Here is a 21,178-nt window from a genome sequence, read left to right on the forward strand (position 1 = left end):
ACGTACTACACACGTACGTGTTCGTCACCCCGGAGTACAACCATTCGACGTCGGGGGCGCTGAAGAACGCCATCGACTTCCTGTACGCCGAATGGCACAACAAGGCAGCGGGGTTCGTGAGCTACGGTGCGGCCGGCGGGACCCGCGCGGTCGAGCACCTGCGCCTCGTGCTGGGTGAGCTCCAGGTCGCCGATGTCCGCGACCAGGTCGCCCTGTCCCTGTCGACAGATTTTGAGGGCTTCGTCGCGCTCAGGCCTGCGGCGCACCAGGAGGCAACGGTCACCGCGATGCTGGACCAGGTCATCGCCTGGGGCGGGGCGCTACGGCGACTACGGCTGGAGGCTGCACCGCAGCAGTAGGCGTGCACAGATACCACGCGGCCCAGGTAAGGCGGGCCGCTGGCCTGGGTCGAGCGCCAGCTCGGCCGGTGACCGCGTTGATCATCGGCCGAGCGAGGTGTCCCCCTCGGCACTGTTGCATCGGCGAAGTCCGCCATCGCGGCCACCGATCAGTCATGATCGAGTCATGCGTCGACGTCGTGTCCGTCCGCTGGCTCCGCCATCGGAGTTCGCTGGGTTCCGGTTCCCTCCCGAGGTGATCGTGCTGGCGGTGCGGTGGTACCTGCGGTATGCGCTGTCGTACCGGGACGTCGAGGAGCTTCTCGCTGAACGCAGCCTCGAGGTCGATCACGTCACGATCGGGTCTGTTGCATTGCGGGATGGCAGGGCATGGTTGACCCTGTCGAGTGTGTGATCAGATCGCGAGGGTGAGCTCGGTGAACGCGGCTGTCAGCCGTGCGTGCGGGTCGGTGTCGGTCCCGAGTTCGTAGTGGCCGCGGCGGATGTTCTGGACCAACGCATGACCTGCGCTGATCGTCTGGGCGGAACGCAGCCGTTTCAGTCCGCGCATCGGGCGGAGCCGGGCTTTCAACCGGCTGTGATCGGATTCGATCCGATTGTTCTCCCGCGCGGCATCCACGTGGCAGGCCTCGGGTACCAACTCGTCAAGGATCCGCGGGTAGACCGGGGCCTTGTCGGTGGTGACCTCGACCGGCCGGCGCCCGTGGGACAGCGCGCTGGTGAAGAACCGGCGTGCCGCAGCCTGATCACGGCGGGTGCTGGCCAGGACGTCGATGACCTGCCCATGCTGGTCAACTGCCCGGTACAGGTACGTCCACCGGCCGGCGACCTTGACGTAGGTCTCGTCGACGAACCACCTGTCCCCAGGACGGTGCCGACACGGCCGGGCCGCGTCCACGAGCAGGGGCGTGAAGCGTTGGACCCACCGATAGATCGTGAGACGCTGTTGCGTCCGGCGGAGGCTCCCCCAGGGTTGGGCACCGCGCCTCCCGCAGCATGTGGCCAGACACATCGGCCGAGGAAAGTCGCCGGAACCGCCGTCAGGATACCCGATCAGTGCTCTCCGCATCCGGCTTCTCACGCAGTCCGAACTCCAGGGCACCCGACGCAGCCGGGACGGCTCTGTCGCATCAGCAGAGTCCGTTGTCCCGCAGCTCCCGACCGGTCATGATCGAGTGATGCGTCGACGTCGTGTCCGTCCACCGGTCCCGACATCGGAGTTCGCCGGGTTCCGGTTCCCACCCGAGGTGATCATCCTGGCAGTCCGCTGGTACCTGCGGTACGCCTTGTCGTACCGTGACGTCGAGGAACTCCTCGCCGAACGCGGCATCGACGTTGACCACGTCACGGTCTACCGGTGGGTGCGCCGGTTCACCCCGCTGCTTATCGACGCGGCCCGGCCATGCCGGCACACACCGGGTGATCGTTGGTTCGTCGACGAAACGTATGTGAAGGTCGCTGGACGATGGACCTATCTGTACCGGGCCGTCGACCAGTCCGGCCAGGTCATCGACGTGCTGGCCTCCGAGAAGCGGGATCTCGCCGCGGCCCGCCGGTTCTTTACCCGCGCCCTGTCCCACGGCCGGCGGCCCGTCGAGGTGACCACCGACCGGGCAGCCTTCTACCCACGAGTCCTCGACGAACAGCTCCCCGCCGCTCATCACGTCGACGACCAGTACGCGAACAATCCGATCGAAGCCGACCACGGCCGGTTCAAGGCACGACTACGGCCGATGCGCGGCCTGAAACGCCTCCGCTCCGCACAGATCATCGGCTCCGGGCACGCGTTCGTGCAGAACATCCGCCGCGGCCACTACGAACTGGGCGTCGATGCCGACCTCCGGAACCGGCTGACGGCTGCCTTCACCGAACTCACCCTGGCCATCTGACCGCCCACCCGAGACGGCTCCACCACGCCCCGCCTCCGCCCAATGCAACAGCGCCCCCAGCAGGGCCTTGAGGTCCCCGAGCAGCGAACTACTCGCCTGCACCTGGAGTTCGAGCAGGAGCAGATGCGTGTTCTGCGGGCCTTCGAGACGCAGGTGCACCGGAGTTGTCCCGGGATGGGTCGTCAGGACGAGTTTGAGGTCATCGACCAGCGGTGGTGTGATCTTGTGTGACGGCAGAGTGATGACGACCGGCGGCCCGTTCACGTGCGTCGCGACATCGACCACCGTCAGGTCCTGGGCGAACAGCGAGACCGACCCCTCCCGCTCGTTGATCCTGCCCCGCACCGAGATGACCGCGTCGGTCGCGAGCGCGTACGAATGGACCTCGTAGGACTGGGGGAAGAACAGCACCTCGACGGAGGCATCGAGATCCTCGACGGTCACGATCGCCCACGCCTTGGCGGTGTTCTTGTTGATCCGCCGGTCGATCTTGCTGATGATACCGGCGATCTGTACGGTCGTCCCGTCGTTGGCCTCGGCGAGGTCGACGATCCGGGTGTCGCGGTGGCGATCCAGCGCCCGCTCGGCGCCTTCGAGCGGATGCGAGGACACGTACAGGCCGAGCATGTCGCGTTCCTGAGCCAGCAGCTCCTTCTTCGGCCATTCGGGGCCGGACAGGTCCAGGTCGAGTCCTAGCCCCGGGCTCTCCTCCTCCTCGCCGGCGCCCCCGTCGCCGAACAGGTCGAACTGGCCGATGGCCTCGGCCCGCTTCGTGATGATCACCGCGTCGATCGCGTTCTCGTGTACGTTGACCAGCACCCGGCGGTGATGGCCCAGCGAGTCGAACGCCCCGGCCTTGATCAGCGAGTCGATGGTGCGCTTGTTGCACACCCCGATGTCGACCTTCTGCAGGAAGTCGGCGAACGACTCATACGCGCCCTTCCTCCGCCGGGCGGCGGCTATCGAGGCGACGACGTTCTCCCCCACATTACGGACGGCCCCCAGGCCGAAGCGGATCGAGTCCCCGACCGCACCGAACCGCAGGTCCGACTCGTTGACGTCGGGGGGCAGGACCTGGATACCCATCCGGCGGGTCTCCGCCAGGTACACCGCCATCTTGTCCTTGTCGTCACCGACGGACGTCAGCAGCGCCGCCATGAACTCGGCCGGGTAGTTGGCCTTGAGGTAGGCCGTCCAGAACGACACGACACCGTACCCAGCGGTGTGGGACTTGTTGAACCCGTAGCCGGAGAACGGGACAAGCACGTCCCACAGCGCCTGGACCGCCGCGTCGGTGTAGCCCCTCTCCTTCATCCCGGCGGAGAACCGAGCGAACTCCTTGTCCAGGATCTCCTTCTTCTTCTTACCCATCGCGCGGCGCAGCAGGTCGGCGCCGCCGAGGCTGTAGCCGGCCAGCTCCCGGGCGATGGCCATGACCTGCTCCTGGTAGACCACCAGGTGGTAGGTCTCGCCGAGGATGGGCTCCAGCGCCTCGGCGAGCTCGGGATGGATCGGGAGGATCTCCTTGCGGCCGTTCTTGCGGTCTGCGTACTCGATGTGGCTGTTGGCCGCCATCGGGCCGGGCCGGTAGAGCGCGAGCACGGCGGCGATGTCGCCGAACTTCGTCGGTGCCATCAGGCGCAGCAGGTTACGCATCGGTCCGCCGTCGAGCTGGAACACCCCGAGCGTGTCGCCGCGGGCGAGCAACTCGAAGGCCTTGGCGTCCTCCAAGGGGAGGGTGGACAGGTCGATGTCGACGTTGCGGTTACGCTTGACGGCCTCGATCGCGTCACCGATGACGGTGAGGTTCCGCAGCCCGAGGCAGTCCATCTTGAGCAGGCCCATCTCCTCGCACTGAGGAAACGGGAACCCGGTGATGATCGCGCCGTCATTGTCGCGGCGATGGATCGGCAGGACATCCAGCAGCGGCTCCGAGCACAGGATGACCCCGGCGGCGTGGACACCAGTGCCGCGGGTGAGCCCCTCCAGCCCCCGCGCGGTGTCGATGACCTTCCGAACCTTGGTGTCGGTCTCGTACTGGGCCCGGACCTCGGCGGCCTCACCGTACCGCTCATGGTTCGGGTCGAAGATCCCGGCCAGCGGGATGCCCTGGCCCATCACATCCGGCGGCATCGCCTTCGAGATCTTGTCGCCGAGGGCGTAGTCGTAACCCAGCACCCGGCACGAGTCCTTGATCGCGGCCTTGGCCTTGATCGTGCCGAAGGTGTTGATCTGCGCGACGCGGTCCTCGCCGTACTGCTCGGTGATGTAGCGGATCACCTCACCGCGTCGACGTTCGTCGAAGTCCAGGTCGATATCCGGCGGGCTGATCCGCTCCGGGTTGAGGAACCGCTCGAAGATCAGCGCGTGCTCGATCGGGTTCAGCTCGGTTATACCCAGGATGTAGGCGATCATCGACCCGGTCGCCGATCCACGCCCCGGACCCAGCCCGATGCCCCGATCTCTCGCGAACTTGCAGATGTCGGCGACGACCAGGAAGTAAGCCGGGAAACCCATCTTGTCGATCACGCCGACCTCGTAGTCGACGCGCTCGACCACATCGGCGGGCACGCCCGCAGGGAAGCGCCACGTCAGTCCGCGGTCGATTTCCTTGCGCAGCCAGGACAGCTGCGTCTCACCCGCGGGGACAGGGTACCGCGGCATCCGGTCCACAAACTTGAAAACATCGTCGTAGGACTCGACGCGCTCGGCGATAAGCAGAGAGCTGTCGCAGGCCCCGGGGACCTCACTGTCCCACAAGTTGCGCATTTCCTCCGAAGACTTGAGATAATATCCCGATCCGTCGAATTTGAAACGGGTCGGATCGTCGAGTTTTTTACCGGTGCCGACGCACAGCAGCACCTCGTGGCTTCCCGCCTGATCCTGGGTCACATAGTGCGAATCGTTCGTGGCCAGCGGGCGAAGCCCCAGCTTGTCGCCGATGTCGAGCAGCCCCTGGCGGACGCTGCGCTCGATCGGCAAACCGTGATCCATCAACTCCAGGAAGAAGTTGTCCGCGCCGAAGACCTCCTGGTAGGTGGCCGCTGCCGCGAGCGCCTTGTCGAACTGGCCCAGACGAAGCCGGGTCTGCACCTCACCTGACGGACAGCCCGTGGTCGCGATGATCCCTTCGGAGTACTGGGAGACCAGCTCGTGGTCCATCCGCGGCTTGCGGTAGTAGCCCTCGATCGACGCGATCGACGACAGCCGGAACAGGTTGCGCAGCCCGGCGGCGTTGGCTGCGAGCATCGTCATGTGGGTGTAGGCGCCGCCACCGGACACGTCACCGCCCTCACCCGCAGGGTCGACGTCGCGCTGCGAGCGTTCCCCCCACAGGACAGGCCGCTTGTGGTGGCGCGACTCGGGCGCCAGGTACGCCTCGATCCCGATGATCGGCTTGACACCCGCGGACTTCGCACCCTGATAAAATTCGTAGGCACCGAACATGTTACCGTGGTCGGTCATCCCGACAGCCGGCATCCCCAACTTCGCCGCTTCCTTGAAAAGCAGGCCCGTTTTCGCCGCACCGTCCAGCATCGAATACTCAGTGTGCACATGGAGGTGAACAAAAGAATCCGTCGGCATCCCAGTCCCCTCTCGCCCACAACGGCCCGCCGGTCGGAGTCTAACCCCGCCACCCAGAGCCACCGGAGAGGCACGCGACACAACAGCCCCTAAGCGCGTTGATCCTCCAAAGACAATTCGTTGAGATCAATGGTGGACCCGTCGACATACCCGAGAACGCAGCGACGCGATGAGGCGCGCCCTGCGTCGTGGTCAGCCACGTGCCGCGCGAGTACACCTCCTCGCTTTACGCCCTTGCTCGCCGACGCGGCCCGGCCCTGCCGGCACCAACCGGGCGACAGGTGGTATGTCGACGACACCCACGTCAAGATCGCCAGCCGATGGACCTACCTGTACCGGGCGGTCGACCAGCACGGGCGGGTCATCGATGTTCTCACCAGTACCCCAGTACCCGCCGCGACCAGACGACTGCCCGCCGGTTCTTCGACCGGGCGCCGGCGTATGGGCGCCGGCGTATGGGCGCCGCCCGGTCGAGGTCACTACCGACAAAACCCCGGTCTACCCGCGGACCCTCGACGAGCCGCTCCCGAGGCCTGCCATTCCGGCGCCGAAAACGCCGCGACCTCGGATTTTGCGGCGCTGCGCGACATATCCCGGAACGGGCCGATACGTAACGTTTCGTCTGGTAATCGAGCGGTTAGGGGGCCGATCCGCCGTCCCACCCCGCGGACACCGCGGCGAACCGGCGATCTCGCCGTCTGCCCGCTCCGCCGCATCAGCCCAGGTCACAGGCCCAGGACGACTTCTGGCATCCCACAGGCTCAGGCCGGGACGGGAGCGGTCCGGCATGCGTCGATAAAGGTGACCAGTTCATTCACCCGGTCGGACCGGGCGTTGACGGCGCGGTTCACGACCCGGATGAGGTGAGCGTAGGCATCTGTGTGGTCGTAGTGGGCGACTTCCCGGATCCGCAGTGCCCATCGCCAGTAGCCGCGGATGGTGTCGGCCAGTGGCATCCGGAAGGTCGCAATGACCTCGCGGATTGGCTCCACCACGGCGTCGCCCTCCCGGCGCAGGTACCGCTCGACTACATCCGCCATGAACGCGAAGTGGCGCGACTCGTCGCGGGCGAGTCGGGTGAGGACGTCGGCCAGGACCGGATCGCCGGCCACGGTGCGTAGCTGCTGATAATAGAGCTGCGTCGCCTTCTCCTGCACGAGTGCGTAGGCGAACAACGAGACCGCGTGGTCAAGTGGCAGATCGAATTTCTTACGGCCCTCAGCCGCCAGTTCCCGACGCAGTTCCTCCGGTTCGGCGATACCGGCGGCGACCTGGTAACGGAACAGGGCCCGGGCGTGGCTGTCCTCTTCCTGGGCCCACCGTACCGTGAAATGGTAGAGCTCACGGTTATGGATAAAGGTTTCCAGGTCAACGTCGGAGTTGAGCGGGAACGCACGCTCGTAGAGGTCGAAATAGCCGGGGAGATGGTCCTCGATCAGGGTGATGAAGCGGACCGCTGAGCGCTGGCCTTCGGTGAGCCGGTCGGCCTCGGCCTCGTCCCACCGGAAGGCCGATTCGACGTCCCAGCGGCGGGCGGCGGACCCGGCAGAGTGAAACGCGGTGACCGCCGCCGCCAGGTCGGAGGCGGGCAGCAGCGGCGGCAGCACCGGACGGGCAAAAGAGCGGTCGGACCGGGCAGGACGGCGTTGCCCCGCTTCCTGATCAGAGGTAGCTGACGTAACGGTGTTCGATACGGTCACGATGATTCTCCTGTTGTCAGACCGCCGTCTCGAGCGCCGCGAGCACGATACGGACGACGTCGTTGATGGAGCTCAGGGCGAAGACGTCCTCATCCTCGATCTCGATATCGTACGTGCGCTCTATGCGGGAGATCATGACCAGAACCTTCACCGAGTCCGCGCCTTCGACGGCCCGCAGGTCGAGGTCGGGAGTGAGCGCGTCGGCTGACATCCCGAGCTCGCGAGCGAGGATGGCGGTGACAGTACTGACAATCTCGGCGCGGGAGGGTGTCATCATGACTCCTTCGGTCATTCGCCGTGTCGGTTGAGGCGCGTGAGAGGGACTATTCAGCCCTGACCGCCGACGGCCTGGGCCGCGTTAGCAGCCTGGACAGCGTTAGCAGCCTGGGCGGCCTGGGCCGCGGTGATGGCTTCCGCGACACGGTCGAACTCGTCCGGTCGCAGGTCCAGGCGTTGCCGCGCGATGTTCATCGATGTCGGACGGTAGGTCGCGCTCGCCGCAGCCACCAGACTGCCCGCGGCGTCGAGGATCTCGGCCTCGGCACGCACCAGGCCGCCCGCGCCCGTCGGACCGCCCGTCGGACCGCCCGTCGGGTTGGAGACCGGCTCAGCCGTGCCGGCCTGTAGGCGGGCGACGCACTGGTAGTCGGTGTTCACCCGCATCGCGGTGACGTACCGCAGCCGCATCCCGGTGGTGAAGGAGGTGAGGCCTGTTCGCAGAACGATCAGGTTTCCCATGGTTTCGTCGCAGATGACTCCGATGAGACCGCCGTGCACGACCCCCGGGTACGACTCGTGAGTGCGGTCCAGCCTGAAGCGGGTGGCGATCCCGTCGGGACGGAAGGCGAAGCGGAGGCGCAGGCCGTTTGCGTTGTGCGGTGAGCAGCCGAAGCAGCGGTAGCTCTCCAGGACCGCCCAAGGCACCGGCAGGTATTCCTCGTCGGCCGAGGATTGGGAGGGAGCGGTCGGGTGAATGTGCATCGGTTCCTCCGGCAGAGAATTGGTCACGGCGCGCCCTGCCGACGGCGTCGCACGTGATCCGGGGCGCCGCCGTCGTCGCGCGTCGCCCCCGCATCCGATCGGGTCTGGGAACGACGTTCTCAGATTCGATGCCTCAGGCCACTATTTCGGCCATCGCGTGGCGGATGCCGGAGTTTCGGCTCAAGTCCCGGCCGACCGCCGTTCCGAGCATGCGCCGGAGCTTGGCCTGGAGCTTTTCCAGCGCATCCGGCGGAGAGAACTGGAGATAGACATCGATCACGTCGTCGACGGTCTCGTGCCCCTGCATCTCCTCGACGCGCTGATGCTTGTAGACACCGACCGGGTGGTTGAGCCGCGGGCTCGTAACGTAGAAATGAATCCTTTCCAGGACTGACCTCAGCTCGTGCGGGTGGAGTTCCAGACGACGCTTCAAGTAGAAGAGGAACTCGCGGGCGTGCCCTGCTTCGTCGCGGCTTGCGCGGAGAAACAGGTCGGCCAGCACGGGCTCCTCCACCCACTCCGACATCGCCCGGTAGACCGTGTTGACGATGATCTCAGAGATCACGTTCGTGGTCAGGGTCGCACTCGGCGTGATACCGGCTTCGTACGGCTCACGCAGAGCCTCGATCTTGTCCTGGTCGATGTGGACACCCACCGCCTTGAGCCAGGCCCGGAAGGCGTAGTGATGCTGAAGCTCCTGGTAGGCCCAGATGGCCACGAAGGCCGAGCAGTCGTAGTCGTCGTGGAACTCGCTGAGAAAACCGTGCAGCCCGGGGAGAGACGTCGCCTCGCCCATGACAACGCCCTTGACAAGCGAGATGTAGACGGGATGAACGAGGTCACTCCGGACGTTTTCCAGCCCGAGGTCGGAAACCTTCCACTGGAGGCGCTCGTAGTGCTGGAAAACATCGAAGCTATGGGACTTGTCAGCGGTGGCGGTCGGCATGGATGGACTCCTTCTGAGCTTCCCTCGCAGGCCTTTGCCGCTCTACCATGGGTTGCCTGGCCGATCATTACAACCCTGATATCACACGCCAATCGAACCATTCCGATCAGCTATCACGGAAGCGCTTACCGCCTCCGTGCGGGACGGTCCACGCACCGGGCGGACGATCCACGTACCGCCGCCCAGCGTTCACCAGCCCTTCATCGTTCACGAGTCCCTTCATCGGACCTGGTAGAACACGGTTGTCACGTACTGGTCGAAGTCGTTCACTCGGAGCGTGAGCCGAAGTTGCCATTCACCGGGCAACGGCGCCCGGATCCCGTCGCTCCGCGCATGGCCCGGCGCGGCCAGGCTCAGCGGAACAGTGAAGGGGCCGAGATCGGCGGCCGGCAACGACAACGCCACACTGGCCTCCACCAGTTTCTGCGGTTTGCCGCTCGGGTCCGTGGCCTGGACGTCCAGGGTCTGGGCGCCCACCCGCGTCGGCGAGACCCTCACCTTCACCGTCATCGGACCCGCGAAGGTGGTGTCGGAGAACGGCGGTGAATAGCTGGTACGTCCCGGTACCATGTTCACCAACCCAGCCGTGATCCCCAGCACGACAGCCCCGAGCACGATTTCCGCCATGACACCCCGGCGCAGCCCGGCAAGCAGAACGGCATGCGACGAGCGGTCCGGCCGGCCGGCCGGCTGATTTCTGTTCGTTCTGTACTGCCGGCGGACCCACCGCCGCGCCAGAGCGCCGAGAGCGATCATTCCAAGGACCAACCACACCTTGTACACCAGCAGTCGACCATAGCTGGTATCAATCAGGGCCCGTGGCGGGCCGACCTCACGCCAGCCCTGGAAGACCCCGCTGACCATCACGGCGACAACGGCCACAACCGCGATCTTCGACCACCGGGGAAGGATCTCCGCCAGCTCGGTGGCCGATGCGCGGCGCACCAGGAAACCGGCAATCATCACCAGACCACCGATCCACACCGACATGGCGATCACATGCACCGTCGTGCTGGTGGTAGCCAGCCAAGCCAGATCGCCGACGCTGGCATGACCGATCATGGCAAGCGTCACGGCCACCACGACACCGAGACCGGCGAGCTCCCCGTTTCCCCGCGGATCCACCGACCCGGTTCGCAACAGCCGCCGCACGAGAGGCACCATCAAAGCCAGAGCGAGCAGACGGATCAGCAGCAGGTGACCGAACCGATCCGCCAGGGTGGTCGACAGAACCGACCACTGCCCGAGTCCCCCGAGGCCGAGCCCGGCAGCGTAGGGGCCCTGCAGCAGCAGCTGCGCGAATGCCGCAAAAACGGATAATCCCCACGCTGCCATCAACAGCCGGCCGGGACCGGCCGCACGAAGACCTGTCGGCCAGAGCACGATCAGAAAGAAACAGACGCCCAGCAACAGGGCCGTCGCGGCGTATCCGAGAAATCTCGCCATGGCGAAGACGACGCCCACCGTCGAGGAGCCCGATGTGCCGGAGGCCGCCGCGGCGGCGGCATCCGGCGGCCCGCCCACACCGAAGGCGAGCGCACCGGAAACAGGATGACTATCCGCCGAGATGACACGCCAGCTCGCCACGTACGTGCCGTTCGGCAGCCCCGGCCGGAGCGCGACCGTCGCCTGCGACGCCTTGGGACCAGATCCGGCACGACCATCATCGACCCGCCTACCCGCGGAATCGAGCACCCGGATCGAATCGCGCGAGACCCGTACTGACTCGCTGTAGTCAAGGGTTACCCGTGTGGGTGCGACGTCAAGTGCCGCGCCGTCCACGGGGTCGCTACCCGTCAAAAGGGCATGCGCCGACGCCGGCGGGACCCCGAGGCCAAAACCGATGGAGGTGGTGGCCATGACCAGGAACGTCACGGCCACCACCAGGATGCGGCGCACGACGGTTAGGCGCGCCGTCGCAAAGAGATCAGCGCGAATCCACCGGCCAACAACCCGAGTGCGCCAAGGACAAGGCCAGCAATCCCCAGGCCACGCGCCGTCCCGTCGGAATCGTCGGAGGCCGATGCGGCTTCGTCCGACCGCGCCGCGGCCGCGCCAGGCCCACCGGACCCCGGGGAGGATGCCGTCAGCGTGAGGACCGGCGCCGGCTTCTCAGGCTCCTGGGCGCCTGGGGCGGCGACATCGACCCACCGCACGACCGAACCATCGGAGTAGGTCTGCAATGCCTTGAACACAATGTGGTCGGTGTTTTCGGGCAGCGGCCCGGCGGAGACGGTGAAGGTGTCGAACTCCCCGGGCTTGATCCCGCCATCCCCCTGCGCCGTCCAGGCAATCCTGGTAACGATCTCCTTGACCTCTCCGTCGTCCGTCATGAGCGGCTTCGACGGGGCCGCTTTGGTGATCTTGTATGTCCACCCCGCCTTGGGCTGGACCGACACGGACGCGATCGGGGTGTCGGTAGGAAGCTGGACGTCCAACCCGGTCGTGGACGCGGTGTCCTTCTCCGTGGGGACCTTGAACGACAAGGTGGCGTAGCTGCCCGCGGCAGCCGTCGGCGGCTGCACCGTGACATGGGCGGACGCCGGTCCAGCTAGGAGGAACATCGCTGCCGCGGCAGTGCCGGCAAGCATGCCGGCACGCCGAACGTTGCGGTACATAAGATCCCTTCGAACGTCCCACGGCGCGTGGGACCACCTGAAGATGCCTTGCCTTGCTCGCGCCGGGGTCGTTCGTCGGGCAGATGAGCCCGCCAGCGGAACTCGTCTACCAGGCTCGCCGTGACATCAACGCTCGCCGTGACGTCAACCCCGGAAAAGGGGAAGCGGGTGGTCCCCGGCGCCGTGCGCCACGGCCAAGGGGGCGAGCGTGCGGTCTCGGCACCCGCTTCCGAAGGTTGATCTTCACGGTGGGTGGGACAGGCGGAACGACGGCGACGGTCACCGGATACAGCAACAGGGCCACGACGGTGCGCGGCCTCAGTCCGGCCGCGCACCACACAGCCCGCTCGGAGTGACGAAGCATCAACCCCACACAGCCCACGGCAATGCCATGGGCCGCCGTCATCGGAACATCCAGGCTCGGACCGCTGGCCAGGTGGGTGTGCGGATGCGCAAGTACGAAGGTGACATGGAGGGCGATCTGCGTCGCCCCCAGACCCGCGAGCAGCGCAGCGACTCCTCGCTCGCGGTCCGCGAGCCCGAACGCCACCCGGGTGAGGAGGAGGACCGCAACCAGCATGATCCCAGCGGCTGGCCGCGGCGCCCCGCCAGAGACGTGCGCGGCCCAGGCCAGACACACCGAGGACGAGGCGAACACGACGGCTCGGCCCAACCGGGCCGTCCCGCTGTCCACCTCGCACTCTGCTGCCACAGCGAGCAAGCTTGCCATGCCCGCCGCGGTCATGGCCACACCCCCCGGAACCGTGCGATTGGGGTTGATGATCTGGCTGGCGGTCCTGGGCGTCTCGTGGGCAGGGTGACCATGAACTTCGCCCCGGGGGTACGCCGCGGGTCGTAATAGGCCTTATGGAGAGCTCGCTCAGTCGCTTCTCGGCGCCAGCCATGGCCGGCCGAGAGCGGAGACGCCGATCGCTTCGATCAATGACGGTCGGGCCGGGGTGGTCGGGCCGGGTTAGTCGACCTGGGCCTGCTGGCCCGGCGGACGGGCAGGGCCTGGGATCGTCGCGGACCGGGCGTTGCCGCTCGCGGTATTACTTCCGGTGTTGCTTCGCTGCATACCAGGAACGAGGAGGTCGGCGGACCGAATTGTATTGGGCTGGACGTCCCTGCGGGTAACGGCCAGGTAGGCGACCAATATAACGATCATGATAGTGGCGCCACCACTGACCGGTCCGTCGCCGAAGCCGACACCGCTGTGCGAGTGAGGCTTACCGAGCCAGTCGGCGAAGGACGCACCGAGCGGCCGCGTGACGATGTAGGCGAGCCAGAAGGCGACGACCTCGTTCAACCCGAACCGCCACCAGGCAACCGCGGGCACCGCGATGATCGCCGTGAACACGATGCCCGAGGCCAGAAAGCCCAGGTGCATGGTGGTCGCGGTCACATCGCCGGCCGCGGTGCCCAGGGCGAAGGTCGCGAGCACCGCCAGCCAGTAGTAAGTCTCCCGGCGGCGGGTCACGATGCTGTGAATCGACAGCGTTCCCTCAGCGCGACGCCAGAGAAAGAAGACGGTTGCGAGGAGCATGGTATAGAAGATCGCCGAGCCGACATGGCCGATGGGCGGGCCGTCGGCGGCCATGGTGCCGAAGACCGCCACCATCATCACGGCGAACCAGTAGACGGGGGCGAAATAGCGCCGGGCGCGGAACTGCAGCCATAGCGCGACCGTGAACCCGACGGTACCGATGACAGCTGCGAGTACCAAGTTGACATGCGCAAGGTAGTCTGCGGTCGCCTCACCCATGCCGGTGGTCAGAATCTTCACCACCCAGAACAGAGCCGTGATTTCCGGCACTTTAGGCGCAAGGGGCTCCCGCGCGCGGGTCCGACTGTGCGATGAAGGCGGCATCGATATGCTTTCTGACTCGATGGGTGCCGGATCGAGGAAGTTTAGAGCAGGCACGGTGGACACGGGGCTCCCGGCTACACGTCGGGGACCTGCGTCGAGCCCACGCTGCCATCCCGCCGATGTGAAGAGGGTGTGAGGCAGTGTCCCGACGTCGAGCGGCCTCACTTAGCACAGAAAAAGCCACTATATCCCGCCAGGAACCCGCCACCGGCACACGGGATCGATCCCACTGCTCCAACCAGACCCGCCCGGCTGGACAGGGGCCGGCCGGCCCGGGTCCATGATCATCTTCATGGTTACCGGCAGACGGAGATGACCCGCTTCTGCGCGTGCCGCTGCGAGTGGTGGAGGGCTTCCTCAACTCCGACGTCGCGGAACCGGCAATGCCGTGGACGCGCATCTTTCCTGCCGGGGCGGCATTCCACGCCCGGGACCTCCCTCGCCTGTTACGATTCCTAATCGAAAGATCGGGAGTGGAGGTAGGAATGCCTGTACAGCGGGACCATGCCGTCATCGTCGGCGGAGGTATTGCGGGACTCACCGCGGCGCGCGTGCTGAGCGAACACTTCGCCGCGGTCACCATTCTCGACCGAGACGCCCTGCCGACAACCGTCGAAGAACGGCGCAACGTCCCGCAGGCGCCTCATCTGCACGGCCTGCTGTTCGGCGGCGCATCGGCGCTCGACGAACTCTACGGCGGCTTCACGGTCGCGATGACCGACCAGGGCGCGCCGCCGTATGACCCGCAACGCGACGTCGCCTACTTCTTTCCCGAAGGCTGGATCCGGCGTGCGCCATCCGACATGCGGTCCGTGTTCGGCACGCGGGCCCTGACCGAGCACACCATCCGGACGCTGACCCGCCGGCTACCGAACGTCCGGTTCCGCCACGCCGAGACCATCGGCCTGCGCAGGGCCGGCGGCGACCGGGTAGACGCGGTCGTGTGCGACGACCTCGACGGTCTGGGCGGACTGATCGAGGCCGAGCTTGTGGTGGACGCCGGCGGCCGCGCATCTCGCTCCCCGCACTGGCTCGCCGACGCCGGGTTCGACGCCCCGCCGGAGTCGACGGTGCAACCGTTCCTCGGTTACGCCACCGTGCACTGCCACTTGCCCGAGGATGCCCTACCGGGAGACCTACGGGCAGTGTGCGCGCCACCGGCACCGCACAACACCAGAGGTGCGTTCCTCCTGCCGGAGGAGAACAACCTCTATGGCCTCATGGCCGTCGGGACCAGCCGTGACTTCCCGCCCGGCGACCCGGCGGGCTTCGACGAGTTTCTCCGGACCGCCGTCACCCCCGTCCTGCACGAGATGTGGCAACGTGCCGAGCCCGTCACCGACATCAGGACGACGAGGATGTCAGTGAATCGGCTCCGCCGCTGGAACGAGCTGGCTCGGCGGCCACAGGGGTTCATCGCGGTCGGCGACGCGGTGGCCGTATACAACCCGGTGTACGGCCAAGGCATGACCGCGGCCGTCCTGCAGGCGGTGGCCTTGCGCGACCGCCTGCGTCAGGCGGACGATCTGGACACGGCCGTCGAGCGTCTCCACGACGACGTCATGGCCGTCACCTCGTTCGCCTGGCAGGCCGCGACCGCATCCGACCTGGTCTTTCCCGTGACGGAAAGCCGTAATATGCCCGCCCCGACACCCGAAGAGCGGGCGGGCGCACAATACCTGGGCATGGTGCGCGCCACCGCCGTCGACGACGCTTACGTCGCGGGCGAATTCTACCGGGCGCTGGGCTTGATCCGGCCCGAGTTCCTCCTCGCTGACGAGGTCCGCACCCGAGTCGAACGGTGGGTGGCGGACCCGCCGGCTCCGACCGACGACCTGTCGCGCCCGCCTGCGTGGGCCGATGCCGATCCACCGACACGGAGTCGGCCGCCGTCGGGCACTGCCGCCGTCGGGCACTGCCGCCGTCGGGCACTGAGGAATGACGGGCGGCGGATCCCGGGTAGGAAAGCACCCCCAGCCACTCGAAGGCGCCTTCGAGTACTCCTCTACCGCGGACATCCCGAGGGTGGGGTGCTTTCCATCGTTGGACGGCGCCCCACCCTCCGGTCTGCCTCGGCGGCTACGCCCCGGCGAACGGCTGCTGCCCGCCGAACCGCTGCCCGGCCTGCTCCGCCCCGGCCTGCTCCGCTTGGCCCGCGGTAAACGGCTGCTGCCCGCCGAACCGCTGCCCGGCCTGCTCCGCCCCGGCCTGCTCCGCCCCGGCCTGCTCGGCCACGGACTGCTCCGCTTGGCCCCCGGCCCCCGGCTGCTCGGCCGCGGCTGGCGCTGGGGCCTGCTCGGCTGTGGCCGCCGCCGCGGCGGTGGGTTGCGCCGCCGGACCGGTGCCGGCGCCCGCCGCAACACCCACCAGCTCGCGTATCCTGCTTTCTACATACCTGTCGCTGTAGTGCGACCTGTCGGCGATGCGCTGAACAAGGTCGTCAACGCTCGAGGCTGCGTCCAGGTCCGACGAGTTTACCTCGGCGAACTGGTCAAGGATCTGGTATCGGATCTGCTGCCAGTTCTGCCGCAGCACGCGCTCCACCTGCTGCGCTTCCTGCTGATTCATTATCATCACTCTACCCCGGTCGGGCATCCGTCCCACGGCTGAGCCTATGACGCGGGCAGAGACTGTCAACCGCAGAAACCACCATCCGCGGCCAGGGCCACGCGGCAGGACAAGCGACGACGAAAGCGCCGGCTGACGGATATTTCTTATCAACGGGGAAGAAAGGAAATATCCCGGCCGTTGAGGTGGGTCCTGGTTGATTCTTGGTCAGGTCGAAGAGTTGAGGGCATCTCGGACTTTGGCGAGCAGGACCCGTTCGGAGAAGGGCTTTTCGAGCAGGATGACACCGGGATCAAGTTTCCCCTGGGTGGCGAGGACCGGGTGGGCGTAGCCGGACATGTAGAGCACCCGGATTTCGGGGCGGGTGGAGCGGATCCGGCTGGCGAGTTCCTTGCCCTGCAGGCGCGGCATGATGACGTCGGTCAGCAGCAGGTGGATGGGGCCGGGGTGGTCGGCTGCGAGGGGGAGGGCCTCGTCGGCGGAGGTAGCGGTGAGGACCTGGTAGCCGTTGCGGGCAAGCAGGCGGCGGGTGACCTCGAGGATGGCGGGCTGGTCCTCGACGAGCAGGACGGTCTCGCCCGCGTGTGCTGGAGTGCCGGTCGTGGTGTCCGGCTGACCGGCGGCGTCCGTGGTGATGGCGGCGGTGGCGGGGAGCAGGCAGCGAATGGTGGTGCCAACCCCGGGTTCGGAGTAGATGTCGGTGTTTCCGCCGGCCTGGCTGATGATCCCGTAGACGGTGGCGAGGCCGAGGCCGGAGCCTTCCCCCTTGGGTTTCGTGGTGAAGAACGGTTCGAAGACCCGGGCAAGGACCTCCGGGGGCATGCCGGTGCCGCTGTCGGAGACGCGGATCCGGGCATGCGGGCCGGCTTTCACGCCCGGGCGTTCGCCCGCGTAGTCCGGATCGATCGTGATGTTGGCGGTGTCGATGGTCAGCACGCCGCCGTCGGGCATGGCGTCGCGGGCGTTGACGGCAAGGTTGGTCAGGACCTGTTCGATCTGGCCGGGGTCGGCCAGGATGGGCCACAGCTCGGGTTGCAGATGAATGTGCAGCTCGATGTGTTCGCCCAGGGTGCGGTGCAGCAGGTTCTCCAGGTCGGTGACGACCTGGTTGAGGTCGAGTACCCGGGGCTGCACGGTTTCGCGGCGGCCGAAGGTGAGGAGCTGGTGGGTGAGGGCGGTGGCGCGGTCGGCGGCGCGTTGGATCTGTTCGATGTCGCGCAGCACGTCGCTCCACCGTCCGCCCGCGGTCTGTGTGGCGGCAGCCTGGGCGACCTCCTCGGCGACGAACGAGGCATAGTTGATGACGACGCCGAGGAGGTTGTTGAAGTCGTGCGCCACCCCGCCGGCGAGCTGGCCGAGGCTTTCCAACCGCTGGGACTGGTGGAGCTGGGCCTCGAAGTTGCGGCGTTGCGCCTCGACGCGCAACCGTTCCCCCTCGGCCTGGGCTTCGAGGCGGTCGGTGACGTCCCGGACCGCCGCGGAGACGAGTATTCCCTCCTCGGTCTCCAGCGGGCTGAGACTGATTTCCACGGGGAACTCGCTGCCGTTGCGGCGGCGGGCGGCGAGCTGGAGGCCGGCACCCATCGGCCGGGGGCGGGGGGCGGCGAAGTAGCGGTTCCGATGATCAGGATGGACGGCGCGGACACCGACCGGGATGAGGATCTCGACCGGTTGGCCGACCAGCTCGTCGCGGGTGTAGCCGAACAGCCGCTCGGCCTGCGCGTTGACCAGGACGATCTGTCCATCGGGGCGGACTCCGATGATCGCGTCGGGCGCGGCTTCCAGCAGGCCGCGGAACTTCGCCTCCGCCCGTTTGCGGTCGGTCACGTCACGCACGGCCGCGGAGACAATCGTTCCCTCCTCGGTCTCCAACGGGCTGAGACTGATCTCGGCGGGGAACTCGCTGCCGTCGCGGCGGCGCCCGGCCAGTTCCATGCCGGCACCCATCGGGCGCGGCCGGGGATCGGCGAAGTAGCGGTTCCGATGATCAGGATGGACGGCGCGGACACCGACCGGGATGAGGATCTCGACCGGTTGGCCGACCAGCTCGTCGCGGGTGTAGCCGAACAGCCGCTCGGCCTGCGTATTGACCAGGACGATGGCCCCGTCGTCCCGGACGGCGACGATCGCGTCCGGTGCCGCCTCCAACAGACCGCTGGCCAGGTCTGAGGAACCCTTCACCACATCACCACGATCGGTAATCGGACCGACTCTTTAAGTGAGGCGGAGTGGACCGTAGCACAGATGCCGACCCCCCGTGCCGACCCGTGCCAACCCGCCACCGTGGTTCACCGCTTATGCGTGCCTTCTCCCGGAGGACCGACCTGATCGGCTTGGTGGGATCCCGGCGGGTGGTTTTGAGGCTCAGGTGGGTGGTTTTGAGGCGCCGGTGGATCGGGAAGCCATCTGATGGCGTAACACTCGGCCTCGGCGGCACGTTCTCGGCGGCGGCGCCCCGGGCCGATCCCGGGCGCCGACCAGGAAGCCGAGGTCAGCGTGGCAGTGCCGCCGAGGCCGACCGACCGGGAGCGGGCGCTGTTCGGAGAACTGGCGGCCACCTGGACCTTCGACCCGAGGAACTCCGACCTGAGGAACTCCGACCCCAGAAAGTCCGATCCGAGCAAGGGATCCCGGCGATGACCACTCCATTCCCGTCGCGGCAGCGGACGGCGCCGTCGACCACCCGGCCGCGTTACCCGCTGGCACCAGCCCGGAAGCTGACCGTGGAGACGGTCGCCAGCCGCGGCGGGCTGCATCCCGACCTGGTCCACCGGTTCGTGGCACTCGGCCTGCTGGAGGCCTCCCGCGACGCCGAACTGGTCGTCAGCTGTCAGGCAGCGGACGCACGGCACGGGCTCGCCGCCTGAACCCCGACCCCGGGGGCCGGCCGGCCCCCTCCAGGCCGGCCGGCCCCCTCCAGGCCGGCCGGGGCCCTCCTGGCCTGCCGGGGCCCTCCTGGGACACCTACCGGTCAGCGACGAACCGACGGCGCCACGCTAGCGCCGAGACCGGTGCCGCCCGGCCCGGCGGCCGCACCCACACCCGCGCTCGGCCCCACCCCGACGCCAAGACCCGCACCACCCGGCCCCGCGGTCGTACCCACGCCCGCACCCGGAACCTGCGCGCCGGCACCCGTGCCGCCCGGCCCGGCGGCCGCACCCACACCCGCACTCGGCCCCACCCCGACGCCAAGACCCGCACCACCCGGCCCCGCGGCCGCACCCACACCCGCACTCGGCCCCACCCCGACGCCAAGACCCGCACCACCCGGCCCGGCACCCACACCCACGCCCGCACCCGGAACCCGCGCGCCGGCACCCGTGCCGCCCGGCCCGGCGGCCGCACCCACCCCGGCGCTGGCCTCGGCCCGCAGGGCCTTCGCGCAGAAGGCGCCGACCTGGTCACTGCCGCCAGCGGCAGTGACCAGCGCGTTCAGGTCCGGGGAACTGAGAGCCGCGCCGGCGTCGGCCGTGTAGGTATGGCACAGCGCGAGCAGGGACGCCGAGACGGACGCACCGGCGCTCGGCACTGAGACCCGCGGCGCGGTCACCTCGGCGGAGGGCGTAGCCACCGGGGACACAGCGGCGCTGCCACCTACACCGGGGACGGGCAGTACTCCTGTGCCGGCGGCGGCGGCGACGCCTCCGACGGCCGTGGCCGCGACCGCCACGGCGGCGACCTTCGCGGTCAGGAACTTCGCGAGCAACAACTTGGACATGGGCTCTCTCCGCGGCTGGGTGACGTGAGCGAGACGCGCCTCCCGGAAAGCGGCCACAGCCGCTTCCTCACCGTCGAGCTCGCCCTCGCGGGCCGGAGCGGCCACGGCGGCGAGCAGATCGGCAAGGGGATCCGCACCGGCCCCCGCATTGACCGGGCCGCCGCGAAGCATCCGCTCCGCGGCGCCCCGGCCGATCCGACGGGGTCGGTGTGTGCTCATCTCACGTCCTTCAGCGTCGAAGCCCTCACCGGTGTTACACCTGGCCGTGTTACACCTGGCCGTGTTGCACTTGGCCGGAGCCCATGGTCATCGCCGCGCGCCGCCACCCCGACCATGTTCACCTGGTTCACCTGCCTCCGGTCGACCAACCCCGGTGCCCCCACCATCACCGAGCTGTTCGGCAAGCCTGCGTAGCCCCCGGTGCGCCGCGGTGCGGACCGCGCCGGCGCGCTTGCCCAGAACCCGCCCCGCGGTCTTCGCGTCCAGCCCCATGACCACCCGCAGGAGCACCGCCTCCGCCTGGTCCAACGGCAGGCCCGCGATCAGGCGCATGGCGGCCTCGGTGGACATCGCCTCCAACGCCTCGCCGGCGGTGTCATCGGGCGCGGCCATCTCCGTCATCACCGTCTCGACCGGTACGTCACCGCGCGGGCGGCGAGATCGCCGGCGCAGCTGGTCGAGCGCGCGATGACGCGCGATCGTGGCTACCCAGCCGCGAAACCCGTCGAAGTCCCCACGGAACGACGGCAGGTCCCGGGCTATCTGCAGCCATGCCTCGGACGCGACATCCTCGGCCTCGTCACCGACGAGTACCCGCAGGTACCGCAACAGACCCGGCTGGATCGTCCGGTAGAGCAGCCTGAAGGCCGCCTCGTCACCGCGGCGTGCCCCGCTCACCGCCGAGGAAAGATCCGACTCCTCGACGGACGGTTCCTTGACGGACG

At 67.8% G+C, this 21,178-nt stretch carries 15 protein-coding genes and 5 pseudogenes; 6 read left to right on the forward strand and 14 right to left on the reverse strand.

Annotation, left to right across the window (positions count from 1 at the left end):
- Window positions 1-14 precede the first annotated feature (14 nt).
- Together FRANCCI3_RS21055 and FRANCCI3_RS21060 are read left to right on the forward strand one after the other, a co-directional pair.
- A pseudogene (locus tag FRANCCI3_RS21055) lies at window positions 15-359 on the forward strand (NADPH-dependent FMN reductase); the annotation flags it as partial.
- A gap of 166 nt (window positions 360-525) precedes the next feature.
- Window positions 526-699, forward strand: a pseudogene (locus FRANCCI3_RS21060) (IS6 family transposase); the annotation flags it as partial.
- Between the two features lie 54 nt (window positions 700-753).
- Here FRANCCI3_RS21060 and FRANCCI3_RS21065 read toward each other — a convergent pair.
- A pseudogene (locus FRANCCI3_RS21065) lies at window positions 754-1,299 on the reverse strand (IS6 family transposase); the annotation flags it as partial.
- Window positions 1,300-1,537: 238 nt separating this feature from the next.
- Between FRANCCI3_RS21065 and FRANCCI3_RS21070 the strand changes: the two are divergent.
- Window positions 1,538-2,248, forward strand: coding sequence for an IS6 family transposase (locus FRANCCI3_RS21070; protein WP_041258044.1), 711 nt, complete (start codon window positions 1,538-1,540; stop codon window positions 2,246-2,248).
- 54 nt (window positions 2,249-2,302) lie between these two features.
- Here FRANCCI3_RS21070 and dnaE read toward each other — a convergent pair.
- Window positions 2,303-5,833 (reverse strand): annotated as a pseudogene (gene dnaE / locus FRANCCI3_RS21075) (DNA polymerase III subunit alpha); the annotation flags it as partial.
- 222 nt (window positions 5,834-6,055) lie between these two features.
- On the opposite strand from dnaE, the pseudogene FRANCCI3_RS25105 reads away from it, so the two are divergent.
- A pseudogene (locus FRANCCI3_RS25105) lies at window positions 6,056-6,490 on the forward strand (DDE-type integrase/transposase/recombinase); the annotation flags it as partial.
- A 104-nt stretch (window positions 6,491-6,594) separates the two neighbouring features.
- Here the strand turns inward: FRANCCI3_RS25105 and FRANCCI3_RS21080 are convergent.
- The 8 genes from FRANCCI3_RS21080 to FRANCCI3_RS21115 all read right to left on the reverse strand — a co-directional run bounded on the left by FRANCCI3_RS21080 (window position 6,595) and on the right by FRANCCI3_RS21115 (window position 13,948).
- On the reverse strand, window positions 6,595-7,533 hold the full coding sequence (locus FRANCCI3_RS21080; protein ID WP_011438532.1) for an acyl-ACP desaturase: 939 nt from the start codon (window positions 7,531-7,533) through the stop codon (window positions 6,595-6,597).
- 16 nt (window positions 7,534-7,549) lie between these two features.
- Window positions 7,550-7,807, reverse strand: coding sequence for an acyl carrier protein (locus FRANCCI3_RS21085; protein ID WP_011438533.1), 258 nt, complete (start codon window positions 7,805-7,807; stop codon window positions 7,550-7,552).
- 53 nt (window positions 7,808-7,860) lie between these two features.
- Complete coding sequence (locus FRANCCI3_RS21090) at window positions 7,861-8,541, reverse strand: PaaI family thioesterase (protein WP_011438534.1); 681 nt, start codon at window positions 8,539-8,541, stop codon at window positions 7,861-7,863.
- 106 nt (window positions 8,542-8,647) lie between these two features.
- Window positions 8,648-9,460 (reverse strand): ferritin-like domain-containing protein, encoded by an 813-nt coding sequence (locus FRANCCI3_RS21095; RefSeq protein ID WP_011438535.1) that lies wholly within the window; start codon window positions 9,458-9,460, stop codon window positions 8,648-8,650.
- Between the two features lie 219 nt (window positions 9,461-9,679).
- On the reverse strand, window positions 9,680-11,320 hold the full coding sequence (locus tag FRANCCI3_RS21100; RefSeq protein ID WP_108913837.1) for a CopD family protein: 1,641 nt from the start codon (window positions 11,318-11,320) through the stop codon (window positions 9,680-9,682).
- Between the two features lie 44 nt (window positions 11,321-11,364).
- Window positions 11,365-12,051, reverse strand: a complete 687-nt coding sequence (locus tag FRANCCI3_RS21105) for a YcnI family copper-binding membrane protein (protein WP_236701525.1) — start codon at window positions 12,049-12,051, stop codon at window positions 11,365-11,367.
- 133 nt (window positions 12,052-12,184) lie between these two features.
- Window positions 12,185-12,790 carry a hypothetical protein gene (locus FRANCCI3_RS21110; RefSeq protein WP_148214925.1) on the reverse strand — a complete coding sequence of 202 codons (606 nt, stop codon included), beginning with the start codon at window positions 12,788-12,790 and terminating at the stop codon, window positions 12,185-12,187.
- A 261-nt stretch (window positions 12,791-13,051) separates the two neighbouring features.
- Window positions 13,052-13,948, reverse strand: a complete 897-nt coding sequence (locus FRANCCI3_RS21115) for a COG4705 family protein (RefSeq protein ID WP_035734193.1) — start codon at window positions 13,946-13,948, stop codon at window positions 13,052-13,054.
- A 485-nt stretch (window positions 13,949-14,433) separates the two neighbouring features.
- On the opposite strand from FRANCCI3_RS21115, the gene FRANCCI3_RS23705 reads away from it, so the two are divergent.
- Complete coding sequence (locus FRANCCI3_RS23705; protein WP_011438540.1) at window positions 14,434-16,110, forward strand: FAD-dependent oxidoreductase; 1,677 nt, start codon at window positions 14,434-14,436, stop codon at window positions 16,108-16,110.
- Here the strand turns inward: FRANCCI3_RS23705 and FRANCCI3_RS28815 are convergent.
- Both FRANCCI3_RS28815 and FRANCCI3_RS21130 read right to left on the reverse strand, forming a co-directional pair.
- On the reverse strand, window positions 16,028-16,516 hold the full coding sequence (locus tag FRANCCI3_RS28815; protein WP_193359373.1) for a hypothetical protein: 489 nt from the start codon (window positions 16,514-16,516) through the stop codon (window positions 16,028-16,030). The genes FRANCCI3_RS23705 and FRANCCI3_RS28815 overlap by 83 nt on opposite strands.
- Before the next feature lie 207 nt (window positions 16,517-16,723).
- Window positions 16,724-18,697 carry a hybrid sensor histidine kinase/response regulator gene (locus tag FRANCCI3_RS21130; protein ID WP_011438542.1) on the reverse strand — a complete coding sequence of 658 codons (1,974 nt, stop codon included), beginning with the start codon at window positions 18,695-18,697 and terminating at the stop codon, window positions 16,724-16,726.
- Between the two features lie 455 nt (window positions 18,698-19,152).
- Here FRANCCI3_RS21130 and FRANCCI3_RS27590 point away from each other — a divergent pair, with 455 nt between their 5' ends.
- Complete coding sequence (locus FRANCCI3_RS27590) at window positions 19,153-19,383, forward strand: hypothetical protein (protein ID WP_023841564.1); 231 nt, start codon at window positions 19,153-19,155, stop codon at window positions 19,381-19,383.
- 104 nt (window positions 19,384-19,487) lie between these two features.
- Here FRANCCI3_RS27590 and FRANCCI3_RS21145 read toward each other — a convergent pair whose 3' ends face one another.
- Together FRANCCI3_RS21145 and FRANCCI3_RS21150 are read right to left on the reverse strand one after the other, a co-directional pair.
- Window positions 19,488-20,453: a hypothetical protein gene (locus tag FRANCCI3_RS21145; RefSeq protein WP_011438544.1), complete on the reverse strand. Its 966-nt coding sequence runs from the start codon at window positions 20,451-20,453 to the stop codon at window positions 19,488-19,490.
- An 87-nt stretch (window positions 20,454-20,540) separates the two neighbouring features.
- Window positions 20,541-21,131, reverse strand: a complete 591-nt coding sequence (locus FRANCCI3_RS21150) for an RNA polymerase sigma factor (protein ID WP_035734204.1) — start codon at window positions 21,129-21,131, stop codon at window positions 20,541-20,543.
- Window positions 21,132-21,178: the final 47 nt, after the last annotated feature.

Source organism: Frankia casuarinae (genome assembly GCF_000013345.1).
In the GTDB taxonomy this organism is placed as follows: domain Bacteria; phylum Actinomycetota; class Actinomycetes; order Frankiales; family Frankiaceae; genus Frankia; species Frankia casuarinae.

Excerpts from the sequence above, each read along its gene's own strand:
- FRANCCI3_RS21070 (WP_041258044.1), top strand. The coding sequence starts at position 1,538 with ATGCGTCGACGTCGTGTCCGTCCACCGGTCCCGACATCGGAGTTCGCC.
- FRANCCI3_RS21085 (WP_011438533.1), bottom strand. The coding sequence starts at position 7,807 with ATGACACCCTCCCGCGCCGAGATTGTCAGTACTGTCACCGCCATCCTC.
- FRANCCI3_RS21095 (WP_011438535.1), bottom strand. The coding sequence starts at position 9,460 with ATGCCGACCGCCACCGCTGACAAGTCCCATAGCTTCGATGTTTTCCAG.
- FRANCCI3_RS21100 (WP_108913837.1), bottom strand. The coding sequence starts at position 11,320 with ATGGCCACCACCTCCATCGGTTTTGGCCTCGGGGTCCCGCCGGCGTCG.
- FRANCCI3_RS21105 (WP_236701525.1), bottom strand. The coding sequence starts at position 12,051 with ATGCTTGCCGGCACTGCCGCGGCAGCGATGTTCCTCCTAGCTGGACCG.
- FRANCCI3_RS21115 (WP_035734193.1), bottom strand. The coding sequence starts at position 13,948 with ATGCCGCCTTCATCGCACAGTCGGACCCGCGCGCGGGAGCCCCTTGCG.
- FRANCCI3_RS23705 (WP_011438540.1), top strand. The coding sequence starts at position 14,434 with ATGCCTGTACAGCGGGACCATGCCGTCATCGTCGGCGGAGGTATTGCG.
- FRANCCI3_RS28815 (WP_193359373.1), bottom strand. The coding sequence starts at position 16,516 with ATGAATCAGCAGGAAGCGCAGCAGGTGGAGCGCGTGCTGCGGCAGAAC.
- FRANCCI3_RS27590 (WP_023841564.1), top strand. The coding sequence starts at position 19,153 with ATGACCACTCCATTCCCGTCGCGGCAGCGGACGGCGCCGTCGACCACC.
- FRANCCI3_RS21145 (WP_011438544.1), bottom strand. The coding sequence starts at position 20,453 with ATGAGCACACACCGACCCCGTCGGATCGGCCGGGGCGCCGCGGAGCGG.